The sequence below is a fragment of the Nitratiruptor sp. YY09-18 genome (assembly GCF_016593235.1).
Classification (GTDB): Bacteria; Campylobacterota; Campylobacteria; order Campylobacterales; family Nitratiruptoraceae; genus Nitratiruptor.
Map to the genome: position 1 here is coordinate 1,518,234 of NZ_AP023065.1, position 12,290 is coordinate 1,530,523.

12 protein-coding genes are annotated in these 12,290 nt (G+C 33.1%); 2 read left to right on the forward strand and 10 right to left on the reverse strand.

The genetic code is table 11. The features are described from left to right. Positions 1–17: 17 nt before the first annotated feature. From JG734_RS08100 to JG734_RS08145, 10 genes are all read right to left on the reverse strand, one after another. Positions 18–2,030, reverse strand: coding sequence for an FTR1 family protein (locus JG734_RS08100; RefSeq protein WP_201332787.1), 2,013 nt, complete (start codon positions 2,028–2,030; stop codon positions 18–20). 1 nt (position 2,031) lies between these two features. Further along, positions 2,032–3,516 (reverse strand): multiheme c-type cytochrome, encoded by a 1,485-nt coding sequence (locus JG734_RS08105; protein ID WP_201332788.1) that lies wholly within the window; start codon positions 3,514–3,516, stop codon positions 2,032–2,034. Then, complete coding sequence (locus JG734_RS08110) at positions 3,513–3,938, reverse strand: hypothetical protein (protein ID WP_201332789.1); 426 nt, start codon at positions 3,936–3,938, stop codon at positions 3,513–3,515. The genes JG734_RS08105 and JG734_RS08110 overlap by 4 nt, the downstream gene beginning before the upstream one ends. Next, a complete protein-coding gene (locus tag JG734_RS08115; RefSeq protein WP_201332790.1) occupies positions 3,938–4,972 on the reverse strand; it encodes an imelysin family protein in 1,035 nt (344 codons plus the stop codon). Before JG734_RS08115 ends, JG734_RS08110 begins: the two co-directional genes overlap by 1 nt. A gap of 25 nt (positions 4,973–4,997) precedes the next feature. After that, positions 4,998–5,498: a non-heme ferritin gene (gene ftnA / locus JG734_RS08120; RefSeq protein WP_201332791.1), complete on the reverse strand. Its 501-nt coding sequence runs from the start codon at positions 5,496–5,498 to the stop codon at positions 4,998–5,000. A 106-nt stretch (positions 5,499–5,604) separates the two neighbouring features. Next, positions 5,605–6,747, reverse strand: coding sequence for an OprD family outer membrane porin (locus JG734_RS08125; protein WP_201332792.1), 1,143 nt, complete (start codon positions 6,745–6,747; stop codon positions 5,605–5,607). A gap of 78 nt (positions 6,748–6,825) precedes the next feature. Then, positions 6,826–7,116, reverse strand: coding sequence for a DUF2325 domain-containing protein (locus JG734_RS08130; RefSeq protein WP_201332793.1), 291 nt, complete (start codon positions 7,114–7,116; stop codon positions 6,826–6,828). Positions 7,117–7,256: 140 nt separating this feature from the next. Next, entirely contained in the window at positions 7,257–7,640 is a 384-nt protein-coding gene (locus JG734_RS08135) for a biopolymer transporter ExbD (RefSeq protein WP_201332794.1), read from the reverse strand. Continuing rightward, entirely contained in the window at positions 7,637–8,173 is a 537-nt protein-coding gene (locus tag JG734_RS08140) for a MotA/TolQ/ExbB proton channel family protein (protein WP_201332795.1), read from the reverse strand. Before JG734_RS08140 ends, JG734_RS08135 begins: the two co-directional genes overlap by 4 nt. A gap of 10 nt (positions 8,174–8,183) precedes the next feature. Continuing rightward, positions 8,184–8,963: an energy transducer TonB gene (locus JG734_RS08145; RefSeq protein WP_201332796.1), complete on the reverse strand. Its 780-nt coding sequence runs from the start codon at positions 8,961–8,963 to the stop codon at positions 8,184–8,186. A gap of 361 nt (positions 8,964–9,324) precedes the next feature. Between JG734_RS08145 and JG734_RS08150 the strand changes: the two genes are divergently transcribed. Then, on the forward strand, positions 9,325–9,753 hold the full coding sequence (locus tag JG734_RS08150; RefSeq protein ID WP_201332797.1) for a transcriptional repressor: 429 nt from the start codon (positions 9,325–9,327) through the stop codon (positions 9,751–9,753). A gap of 176 nt (positions 9,754–9,929) precedes the next feature. Beyond that, the gene (locus tag JG734_RS08155; RefSeq protein WP_201332798.1) at positions 9,930–12,257 is read left to right on the forward strand and encodes a TonB-dependent siderophore receptor; all 2,328 of its coding nucleotides are present in this window, start codon (positions 9,930–9,932) and stop codon (positions 12,255–12,257) included. The last annotated feature ends 33 nt before the right edge of the window (positions 12,258–12,290 follow it).

Here is a 12,290-nt window from a genome sequence, read left to right on the forward strand (position 1 = left end):
GCTCTATTAACATATTTTTATAAATTTTCTTTTAATGTGCCATATTTACTATAACTATAAAATCCCAATAAAAGTAAAGCAACTCCAATTTGAGCGATTGCTGTCTCAATTGTTGGAGAATATCCAAAATAATCCCTTAAAAACTGCCAATTTGGCAAAAAGATTGATGGAGTAGCACTTATAATATTTGCCGTTTGCAATCCTCTAATCCCTGCACCTACAAAAATAATTGAAAGGATAGATAACAACAATCCAGTTACTTTAAAAAAGAGATTAATCGGCAATTTTTTTATACCCTTTATTAGTAAAACAGCTACAACAACGATAACTGCCAAACCAATTAAAAATCCTATCCATACCGCCTGAGGATAAGAGTCTTGCGCTAAAGCCTCATAAAAAAGCACTGTTTCAAATCCTTCACGATACACTACCAAAAATCCTATAAAAAGTAGGGTAACAACACTTCCTGTTTTTATAGATTTTTCACTCAGCTCCTTTGCATAAGCAACCCACCCTTTTACATAGGTGTTGTGAAAAATCCAAGCTGTTACAAATATAAGCATAATTGCCGCAAGCAAAGCACTACCGCCTTCTATAAGCTCACGATTTGAGGTTGAAATACTGATAATCTCTTTTGCTATGTAATAGGTTGCAATTGAAGCAAAAACTCCTAAAGCTACACCGCCAAAAAGAAATATTTTATCTCTTTTACTATTAAAAAGTGTAAGCAAAACTGCCAAAACTAAAACGGCTTCGAGACCTTCTCGAATAATAATCATCATCGATTGAAGCATAGAATTAGCATAGGAAAGTTTTGATTCCAGCTCAATTTGAGCTTGTTGCAATTTTTCTTTCAATATTGCTGTAGTTTTTGGCAAATTCTTTATATCTTTATGCGCAAGCTCATATCCCAATCCTTTTATATCACCAAAGCCATCCCAAAAAAGCCCTTCAATTTCAGTAGATAGCGCTGGATCTCTTGGTTTTAATCGTATTTCAATATCTGGATCAAAAAAGCTATATGCTTCAAGTCTAAAAAAATCAGCCTGTTTAAAATTATTCTCTTTTGCCATTTTTAGCATTGCATTTAAACTACTGTTTATGTGAGAGACTATCTCTTTTGGAGTCTCTTTTATATCTTTAAGTCCTGTGGCAATGAGCACAATCTTTTTCGCTTCTTTTGTTAGCGTTTTAACCTCTTTTTTATTCTTCTTTTTTTCAATATTAGAAATAATTTTTTCATAAATTGCAAGCAGTTTTTGAAAATCTTCTGGATTTATATTAGAAGATAGAGTCAAAATTTTTTCTTTTGCTCTTGCACTAAAAATAACAGCTTCAGTATATTCTAAATTATTTTTTATATTGCCTTCATCATCTACGCCATTTGAGTAATCAAATGCTGTTAGTTTATTGTATCTGATAAATGACTTTACATTTGCTTGGAGTTCTTTAGGTGAGAGTTTTTTTGATTTAAGAAGCAAAATCTCTTTTTGCAAAGCAACAAGCCCCTTTTTAAAGGCCTCTTTGTCCTTTTCTTTTATCGCTTTTTCAAGCTTGCTAATATCGATATTTTTACCAAGTACAGTAAAATACTCTTTTATGAAAAAAAGCTTTTCAAGTGGTTTTTGATTTACTTTCAAATCCGATTTTTCAAGTGCGATAAAAAGCTTTTTGATCTTTTTAGCAAATAAAATCTCTTTCTTTACATCTTCATCAAAATCCAGCATATCAATTAGATCAAACATCTTTTTATCATAAGCTCTTGATTCAAGTTTTACAATGAGCTTTGCTTTTGCTTTTAAAAATGCTTCTAAACTTTTAGCACTCTTTATAGCTTCTAACTCTTTTAAAAGGTTTAGCTTTTGTGCCGTGTCTTTAAAAAAATCAAACTTTTCATCCAAAAAATTTTGATGCTGTAAAATTGCCATCTGTTTATGAAACAGCTCTTTATCTAAATAGTATCGTTGCTTCCAAAGCTCCATACCAAAAAGGATTTGAATACATAAAACAAGGAGAAAAACTCTTTTCATCTTATATCTCCTTGCTATCTTGCGCCATTAAAAATTTTGGTATAGGAATGTTTCTATGAAGCGATTTTATAATCAGCTCCTCATAGGCAATCTTATACCAAAGTTTTGCCTCAAGTTTTTTGACTTTTTTCCCATTTAATGGGACTTTATAAGTAACTATTTGAAATCCTCTTGGTGGAATAGGAGGTCTTGTTAAAATAATATCAGCTGTTTTAAAAGTTAGGTGATCCATTATAATATTGCCTTTTTTATCCAAAAATCTCTCTGCCCAAATGACAACATCTTTTTCTCTATCACTCTCACCACTATTAAAAATTGTGCTGTTATTTTCATCAAAAGCTTTTAACTGCAACCAGATATGTTTTTGATCTATTACTCCTGTTGGCAGGTTATGTCCAGCTCCTACATTACTTACCTTTACTTTGACTTCAAGCTCATTGCCAATTTGTTTTTGAGAGATAATCTCTACTTTTGCTGCTGCTTTTAAAAACTTTTCTGTTACTGGTCGTTGTTTATCCATAAGTTCAAAATATTTTTTTGCACTCACTCCAGGTAATACTCCACCTCTTATAAATAAAAGCTTCTCTTTTAAACTTGTATCTTGTAAAACATGATTACCACCCCAAAAATTATGTGAATATTTTTTTGGTTTTTTTATGATTCCTTTTTGTAAATTGGAAATAAACTCAACCGGTTTATAATTCATATGGCAATCTTGGCATGTAATATTATTTTTCGCATACCAGCTATTTTTCCATTCATCATAAGTGCTTTGTGCTTTTAGCACTTTTGTTGAAGGAGTTACTGGAGGATAGTATCTTTCATTATGGCATGCTCCACAAAACGCTGAACTTCTTAAAAGCTCATTTGTTTTTGCACTTCCAAAGGCTCTTGCATGGTCTCTTGGACTTGCCAAAATTGCAGAGCCACTTAAATTATCATACGCTTTATTTAGATCAAATGTAACTGCTCCATTACCAGTTTGTGGATCTGCTTTTGTAGCTGTATGACAAAAGACACATGCCAAACCTTCTGTTTGCACATCGCTTGGCTCTACACTTATAATTGGATTATTCCGTCCCATAGCAACTTCCATAGGATTATGACAGCTATCACAAAATCTTGAAAGTTCCCTTCCATGATGCCTTTTTTTAATTTGCACATTTGCCTCAATGGAGTTGTCATAAACTAAATCTCTACCACTGATACTATGCAAAGATGGCACCCATTCTTCAAACTCTTTTTTATGACATTTCACGCAGGCTGAAGAGCTTGGAATTGCTTTTGGATTTCCCATTTTTCCATCGGCTGTTGCCAAATGTCCCGGGAAAAATGGCTGATCTTTGCCCCAAGGAGTTGAGTAAAAAAGAATATCTTTAACATCTACTCCCTTATACTCTTTTTTAGGTGTAAGTATGTAGATTATGCTCACACCTAAAAGAGAAAAGATAAAAGAAAAAAGAATAATCTTTTTATATTTTTTCATCTATTGTCCTTGTGTTTAAAAGATAGATGCAAAACAAAAAGCAGAGTAAAAAAAACCGCTATAATCAAGTGAATATTGGATATAAAATCATAAGTTTCAAAACGATAATAGATTGGTTTGAAAAAATAGCTTAGATACGGAATAAAATGGGCTAAACCGCTTACAAAAAGAACTATTAAAAGTGCTAACATAAAATATGAAAGCTTTATAAAATTTGAACTGTTGGCCCGCAATTTTGAGGTTTTGATATGTTTTGGAAGAGTATAGAGCAGATAGAAAACAAAAAGCACACCCAGCCACAAATGAATATTTAAAATAGTCTCTGCGGCACCCCAATTTAGTGGTGCCGCAAAGTAATAAACAAATCCGCTTACAAGCATTACCACCGCAATGGCAATGGTATATAAAGCATAGTTCTTCATTACACATTTGGCTTAATATGTAGTTTCTTAGCCGCTTTTGCCATAAGTGCGCTTAATCTATCTGCCATATCTTGAGCCTGGGATGCATATGCATCAGCATCTTCTGGTTTAAAAATATGCCCAGACTGCTCTTTCATATAGATATCATCCACAAATGAAACTAAATCATAAAAAGCAAGTCTAATTTGACTATCTAGTTTTGGATCAACTTTTTTTAGTTTTGGATGAATCGCCGCTTCATATGCAACTTTAAGCCCGCCACTAATTCCTTTGATATCGAAAATTCTTGAAAGCGCCACAAAAGCTTCAGATTTACCAAGGATTCTACTATTTTTCCAATCCTCAAAATAATCGCCCATTGTTGGAATCATTGTAAGCTCAGCCGTAAATACATCGGTGAGATTCATCTTAAGATCTTTTACCTTATCTTTTAGCTCTTTTGTATACTTTGCAAAATTATCCGCTACGCATTTAAGCCATTTTGCGTTTGGAAGAGCTTCACCTTTTGTAATTTGACCATCACCATTTAAGTCAACTTTTTTTGCTACATATGCTTCATGCGTTCCCCAAAGGGTTGGCTCAAGCAGATAGTGAAAAAAGTTTCCGGGTCTTTTTGTGTTGAATTTGCATTTATACGGGCACTTCAAATCAAAAGGTGCTACATCTTCATTGCCTTCGCTTGCAGGAATTCCGGCATCCAAAATAAGGTCATATTTTGCAGTTTGTGGCATACCAGCAACAAGTCCTTCAATAATCTCATAGTTGCTTGATGCTTCAAGCCACGCCCTTTTCATCTGTTCTATATCTTTTGTAAGATCTTTTCTGTTTTTCTTCCAAGCTTTGTCATAATTAAAATGAAAAGCCTTTATGTCTTCATAATAGTCATCTGCAATCTCTTTGAGCTTTTTTGCTTCATTATAAAGCTTTGTAGCGTGCTCAAGCTCAAACTCTTTTACTTTGTTTATCCCGCTATCAGCTAAAAGAGTTCCTGAAAGAATAAAACCTGCAACCATTCCCATTACCATTTTTTTCATAATCTCTTCTCCTTTTTAGACTAAATTAATCTCTACTATTTGCAATATTTCCTATCTCTTTATCAATCATAAAAAGACCTCTACCTTCTGTCCCAATAATCTCAAACTTATCTAAAATTCCTTTAAAGAGAGCCTCTTCTTCATGTTGCTCTGCGGTATACCACTGCAAAAAGCTGAAGGTAGAATAATCTTTTAACTGTAAAGTAAAATCTACTAAATCAAAGATTTTTTGTGTGATAAACTGCTCATGCTTATATGTTTTTTCAAAAACTTCTTGCAATGAAGAAAACTCATTTTCAGGCGCTTTCATACCGGTTATAATGGCTTGCGCGCCTGTTTCATTGATATATTGAAAGAGTCTTTCCATATGTTCCATCTCTTCAGCTGCATGTTGATTTAAAAATCGAGCTGACCCTTCAAACCCTTTTGCCTTGCACCAAGCGCTCATCGCTTTGTAGATATTTGCCGATTCAAACTCCAGCATCATCTGCTCATTGAGTCTCTCATTAAGCTCTTTTTTTAACATGTCTATCCTTTTGATTGTTTTGGCAAAAATGCCTTAAGCAGCCCTCAAAAAAGGAGTAAGAATGAAACTGGCACTTGAGGGCTGCCTAAGGCATCTAAAAGATGCCTTAGAAAGAGTAATTGACAAAAAATCTTGTGTTGGTAAAATTATCTCCATTAATATCATCATCAACATCACTGTAAATGAGATCAAAACTTAAACTATCATTGAACGCATAGCTGATATAGCCATCAAATTCTGTTGAGTCCACATCGTTTTTATCTGTTAAATTCAAATACCCCACACCAAAAGTCAGTCCATCCACTCCAAAAGAGCCCAAATCAAGCTCGGCATTTACATACCAGGCATCTGCATCCACTCCACCCTCAGCCAATGTGAGCACTTCGGCTGAAGTAAAAAACGGACCTCCTCCAAAACCGTTATCTGCTGTATTGTCATTGCTTTTGTTGTAAGCAATACCTAAGCTAAATCCTTTATACCCTGCACTAGCACTTACACCATAAATTGAAGCAGCATCAGCACTTTTGTAGTTTTGATACGCATACTGCAATCCTATTGCATATGAAACCCCGTTTGCCTCGCCTTCATAATTTGCATCCGCATAGAAAATCTTGTCAATCGCAAAGTCATTTAGGTAGTAATACCACGCTGAAACTGCTAATCCTTCAATTCCTTCATACGTTATACTTGCAACTTGCACTCCATCATCACCATTTAAATCTTCAAAGCTTGAAGGATTGGGCGCATCAACACCAGCCCATCGTTGCACTTGTCCTAAAATAATTGTAGTATCAGGTAGATCTTTATTGATTACAAGTGCCGCTTCAAAGGTATTTGGAACCATTGCAATATCATCCGTATCGGCAAACGGCGTATCAATCTCTTGTCGACCGACTTTGATAGTCGTATTACCGAATTCTCCTAAAAGATAGGCTTCTCCTAAAATTGAGTAAGATTTGTTGTTTGCATTAAAAAAGCCAAATCCTTCAGCCCCGTCATTGATATGCCCAACAACATTTGTCGTATAAAAACTAGCTCCTGCACTTACTCCTTTAAAAGAGTTTGTTTCAACATGAAGTTTTCCACCTAAAGACATATCACTATTTGAGTCATCGTCATATTGATATCCAAGTCTGATATATCCGTTAACAGTTTTTATAAATTCATTTTTTAAAGAGCTCCCTTCATCTGCATATATCGTAACACCTAACATCATTATAGTGGTTGCACTAAGTACAATTTTTTTCATCTTCCTTCCTTTCAAAAATTTTATATCTGAAATTTTAATTCACATAATCTTGGTTAATTCTTAAAATGATAATTGATATCATTTTAAGATTTTACTAAATTTTTCTATTTTGCTTTTTAAATCATTTTTACTATGTTTACTATATACTGTAGGAATTTTTCTCTTTTGTGCCTCTTTTTTAAAAACTTCCATTTTGTTGTGCGAGAGATAATCTGTTATAAAAACAACCATATCAATATTACTTGGAATTTTTCTTTTATAAAAATTTTTCTTTCTACAGTCAAAATGAATCACTTTCGTTGCACCAAGTTCAAAAAGAGTAGATTTTATTTGTTGGACTTTATCTGCACCTATTACTAATACTCCCATAGCGTTCCTCTCCATGTTTTAATAATGAATTTCATTTTCATTAAAAGTTTAAGAAAAAACTGCTTAACCCAGACTTAATATGATAATGATTATCAATTTATGAATAGTTCTTTTATACTTAAAAACGATGGTATAGCATTTTATTTTGCTTCATTGACAAGAGCAATATTGTTAAGTTCATACTTTTTTAAAATATCTAATAATTTCACAATCCTCTCATAACGGACATCTTTATCAATTCTCACAAAAACCGGCTGTTTTTTATCTGCTACCCTTGCAAGAGACCCATCCAGCTCTTTAAAAGAGACTTTTTTACCTCCTAATGCAAGCTCAGTTGAAGATAGCTCAATTGTGATTTTCTCTTTTTCTATTGTTTTAGCTGATGATTTACTACTTGGCAAATTAAGCAGTAGTGCCAACTCATCTTTTTTAAAAACGGTGCTAACTAGAAAAAATACCAATAACAAAAAAACTACATCAATAAGCGGCGTCATATCGGGAGTTATCTGCTCTCTTCGCTTCATAGCAACTCTTTTTTATAAAGAGATGGCAAGATATCACTTGTAATAGCAACTTCCAATCCATCAAGCATGCTAACAAGATAGTTATATCCCACAACATGGGGAATGGCTACAATAAGTCCAGCTACTGTGGTTATAAGAGCCATAGATATACCACCGGCAAATGTTGATGGATCGCCCAATCCACTTTTAGATATTGCTTCAAAAGCAAGCAAAACCCCGATAACCGTTCCAAGCAGTCCAAGCAAAGGTGCAATAGAGGCAATTATTTTAATTGTTCCTAACCCTCTTTCAAGATAGTAAAGCCTTTTGGCAATCTCATCTTTGATAAGCTCCATCACGATATGCTCATCATGAAGCGGGATTTTTTTAGCTTGAATGTAATCAATAACTTCTTGCAAAATCACGGATTTTTTCCGTTTTGCTATAAGAATCTGGATAAACTTTAGAAACATAATTGTGTATCCTATGATATTGAGGACGATTAAAATATATACTATCACGCCACCTTTTTCTATATAATCCATCAAATGCATACTCTTCCTTTCATTTTATTACATATTTAATAGGAACAACGATATCTAAATGATCTACGCCGAGCTCTTTTGGTATAGGCTTAAACTTTCCAATTTTTTGCAATGTCTCGATTGCCCCATTATTGAGTCTTTTATATTTTGATGGTTTGAGGATATTTACATTGGTTATCCTCCCATCTGCTAATATTGTAAAACTTACAACCACTACGCCTTGCTGTTTTAACCTTTTTGCAATTTTAGGATAATATTTTTTTGCTTCAATTTTAGCTTTTACTAAACTCATATAGTTTGCTTTTACTCTATTTTTCAAAATGGTATTATCTCGTTTTGTTTCTGTTTTTGGCACTCTATTTTCATTCTTTTGAATGTTTTTTATCATTTTTTGATGTTCGCTAGATTTTTGCTTTTTAGATAGTTGAGGCTTAGAGTTTGATTGAGGTTTAGGCTTAATTTTTTGCTTTCGTATAAGCTTTTTTTGGGACTTAGGTTTTGGTGTATGTTTATATTTATGGCTTAGCTTTGGTCTTGGCTTAGATTTAGGTTTAGGTTTTAGCTTTGGTTTTGGTTTGATTTTTGGTTTGGGAGATAATTGAGTACTTTGTTTATATTGAATATTTCTTATAGATTTATACCTTGGCTTTTGGATAGTAATTTTATAAAGCTTTAGTTGTTGAATCTCTGTTTTTTGCTCTTTTATTGATATAGGTGTAGTTTTTGAAAATAGAAAAATCCCATGAATGAGTAATACTACAACAAAAATTATAAATTTTATATTCTTGGAAACTTCCAATATCTACCTAATTTTACGAAAATCGTTTTTTATATTCAGTAATAAAATAGATACTGTGAATTTTTGAATGCATATGTATCCATCTATTTAACTTTTTAAATATTTGCAATAGAAATTTCATTAATCACTCCTACTAATAAATTTTGTAAAATAAAGTCTAAAGAGATGAGCAAGGATGACTACATAGTTATTAGATCACTCCTTATTTTTCATATCAAAACTCGATAATGAAATTTATTTTCAAAAAAGTTTACACAAGGCATTCTTAGTTACATCTTAAAATGATAACGATTATCGTTTTAAGCTCTCTTTAACATCTCTTTATATACGATTTTGATAGTCATTATCATAAAGGGAAGCGATGGATATAGATACCTGTCTTAAAAAGAGAGGATTAAAAGGGAAAAAGATTAAAGAAGCAATTATTGAAATATTAAATAAATCTTCACAACCTTTAGCAGCAGAAGAGATTCTTGCACGTATTGAAGAGTTTCCTATAAGAAAACCTACACTCAATACTATCTACCGTTCCTTAAGAATTTTAATGGAGTGTCAAATTATAAAAAGTGTCACTATCGAAAATAGAAAAGTTTTTACAATGAAAACATATAAATATGAAGTTTGCCATATATGTGGAGAAATTATACATTTTGAAGAACTAAAAAACCAACCTGAGTGTTCATCTGAAAATAAACCGAATGGAATAGTGTTTTACGCAGTATGTAAATTTTGTAATAGACAAAATGCAATTATTTTACAAGGAGAAGAAAATGATACACAAGAAAGATGAAATGCAAACACATGGCAGCTATTTACCTGAAAAGATAATAAATTTGCTGCTATTACTATTTACAACAATAATAGTTTATAGCTATCTCGTATTTTCTCTTGAGGAGAAAAATATAATGAGGGCTTTAAATCAATGGTTTGCATACATATTTTAAAGATTGGGAGGAAGATATGAAAATGAAAATTAAGAACATCGGGCTCTCTATAGCCCTAGCAACAATGCTTTTACAGGCTGAAGATATAAATTTGGGTGAAGTGACTGTCACAACAGCAACCAAAACAGAAAAAAATATAGAAGGTGTAAGCGCTTCAGTTATTGTAATTGACGAAAAGACAATAGAAAAAATGGGTGCTTCTACGTTAGGTGATGTTATCTCAAAAACTCCTGGACTCATAAGGCAGTATGGAACGTTTCCTTCAGCTTCAAGCAAATCAAAATCCTCTATTTCAATTAGAGGAATGGGCGCAACTGGAACACTTTTTTTAATAGATGGCCAAAGAATAGCAGGAGAAGTTAAAAATCCTTACGATCTTGATCGAATTCCAGCATCAATTATTGAGCGTATAGAAATTGTAAAAGGGCCGATGAGCACTCTTTATGGTGCAGATGCAGTTGGTGGAGTTATCAATATTATCACAAAACAGCCAAAAGATAGATTTCAAGGCTCTATGGGTATTCAAAGCGGTTCAAATACAAAAGGAGAAGGAAGAAACAATAATGCCTATTTTAATATGAGAGGGAAAAAGAATAAATTAAAATATAGCTTTTACACAGATATCTCCCATTCAACTCCATATACCCAAAAAGAAAGAACATATGTAAAACTTGGTGGACAAAAACTGAGTCCTTCACAACTGCAAAAAGTTCCAATAGTACCATACTTAAAACCCAATAATCCACAAACACATGGAAATCCCTTTTATCTGCAACCGGACAAAACTTCTAAACCTATACCATTAGATCCAAATTTAGTTAATCTCGATAGAAAAACTGCTTTAGATGATTTTAACAGATTCAAAAATGATTTTAAAAAAGCAGGAGTAAAAGACTTTTATGATACTGATGTCACATATAGAGAAAGAGCAAATGTTTTTAATGTGGGAACAAAAGTTGAATATGAACTCAATGAGCAAACTTCATTGGGAATAGATTTTTCTTATATGAAAGAAGAAAGATGGGGAGTATATAATGCATATGCCCACCCTTTTGGAGTAAAGCCTCCTATAGGACATCCCAAAAATCCTATTGTAGGGCATAAACCAGATGGAACTCCTGTAAGTTTTGTTGATAAAATAGGACATCCTATGGGAATGTGTCCAGCATGGAATGTTCCAGTAAACTCTCATGACAAAAACGATAGACGAAATATTGGCGCTTTTATGAACTATTTAGTCAATGATGACTTATCGTTGAAACTGCATATATACAACTCCTACTATAGAAAAAGAAATATTACTACTATGAAATATTGGAAGGATTTTGGTTTTAAAAGCGAAAAAGAGTCTGCAGCAAATAGTATGAATGCTAATGTTGATATTACATCATACGAACTTTTAGCTAACTATGCCCTTAATGACGCACATCTTTTAACCTTTGGGACTGAATATAGAGACGAAGAAAGAGAGGCAACCGTTTTTGATTCTACTCCAAATATGGGAAAAAAAGAGGTTGATTATAAAGCCATCTATTTACAAGATGAGTGGGAAGTTAGCGATACTCTTAATGTAATTGGCGGAGCAAGATATGATGCTATAAGCAATGCAGACAATAAAGCTACTTTTAGATTGGGAGCCGTCAAAAACTTTTCAAAACTCTTTAATCTAAGAGTAAATTTCGCACAAGGCTACAGAACTCCTGATATCAGAGAACTCTATATCAACAAACAAACCCCAATGGGACTAATTCAAGGAGCAGAAGTTGTTGGATATGATCTAAAACCAGAATTTACCAACTCTTATGAGATTAGTGCAAGTGGGACAAAAGAGCACTTTAGTTATGAAGTGGCTTTTTTTCTTAATAAGATTGATGATCGCATACAAAAAGTTGCAGGGAGTAACCCCGGCTCATATACGTTTATAAATGTCAGCGATGCTGAGACAAAGGGAATGGAACTAACCCTTACTTACGATTTTGAAAATGGCTTTACTACTGAGCTTACCTGGAATGAGCTAAGAACTGAAGATAAAAAAACAAAAAAAGATTTGGAGTTTAATCCAGATAGAGTTGTAGCTCTCAAGTGTGATTACACTTTTTCTAAAAACTTTAACATAAACCTAATAGCAACCTATACAGGCAAAGAGCACTATACACAAATGACACCAAAAGGAAAAGTTGAATTGACAACAGATCCTTTTACATTGGTAGATCTTACAGCATCCTATAAATTTGCTCAAAATTATGAACTTTTTGGTGGAGTAAACAATCTTTTTGATGAAGATGTAGATGATGTTCTAGGCTCAACTGTTGGAACTTATATCTATGCAGGCTTAAGAGTAAATTTTTAGCAAAATATTTTCAGGTTATAATCAACTTAATTG

What these genes read in the sequence shown, in the direction of transcription:
- JG734_RS08155 (WP_201332798.1), top strand. Translation starts at nt 9,930, where the DNA reads ATGAAAATTAAGAACATCGGGCTCTCTATAGCCCTAGCAACAATGCTT.
- JG734_RS08115 (WP_201332790.1), bottom strand. Translation starts at nt 4,972, where the DNA reads ATGAAAAAAATGGTAATGGGAATGGTTGCAGGTTTTATTCTTTCAGGA.
- JG734_RS08110 (WP_201332789.1), bottom strand. Translation starts at nt 3,938, where the DNA reads ATGAAGAACTATGCTTTATATACCATTGCCATTGCGGTGGTAATGCTT.
- JG734_RS08125 (WP_201332792.1), bottom strand. Translation starts at nt 6,747, where the DNA reads ATGAAAAAAATTGTACTTAGTGCAACCACTATAATGATGTTAGGTGTT.
- JG734_RS08140 (WP_201332795.1), bottom strand. Translation starts at nt 8,173, where the DNA reads ATGCATTTGATGGATTATATAGAAAAAGGTGGCGTGATAGTATATATT.
- JG734_RS08100 (WP_201332787.1), bottom strand. Translation starts at nt 2,030, where the DNA reads ATGAAAAGAGTTTTTCTCCTTGTTTTATGTATTCAAATCCTTTTTGGT.
- JG734_RS08135 (WP_201332794.1), bottom strand. Translation starts at nt 7,640, where the DNA reads ATGAAGCGAAGAGAGCAGATAACTCCCGATATGACGCCGCTTATTGAT.
- JG734_RS08105 (WP_201332788.1), bottom strand. Translation starts at nt 3,516, where the DNA reads ATGAAAAAATATAAAAAGATTATTCTTTTTTCTTTTATCTTTTCTCTT.
- JG734_RS08130 (WP_201332793.1), bottom strand. Translation starts at nt 7,116, where the DNA reads ATGGGAGTATTAGTAATAGGTGCAGATAAAGTCCAACAAATAAAATCT.
- ftnA (WP_201332791.1), bottom strand. Translation starts at nt 5,498, where the DNA reads ATGTTAAAAAAAGAGCTTAATGAGAGACTCAATGAGCAGATGATGCTG.
- JG734_RS08150 (WP_201332797.1), top strand. Translation starts at nt 9,325, where the DNA reads ATGGATATAGATACCTGTCTTAAAAAGAGAGGATTAAAAGGGAAAAAG.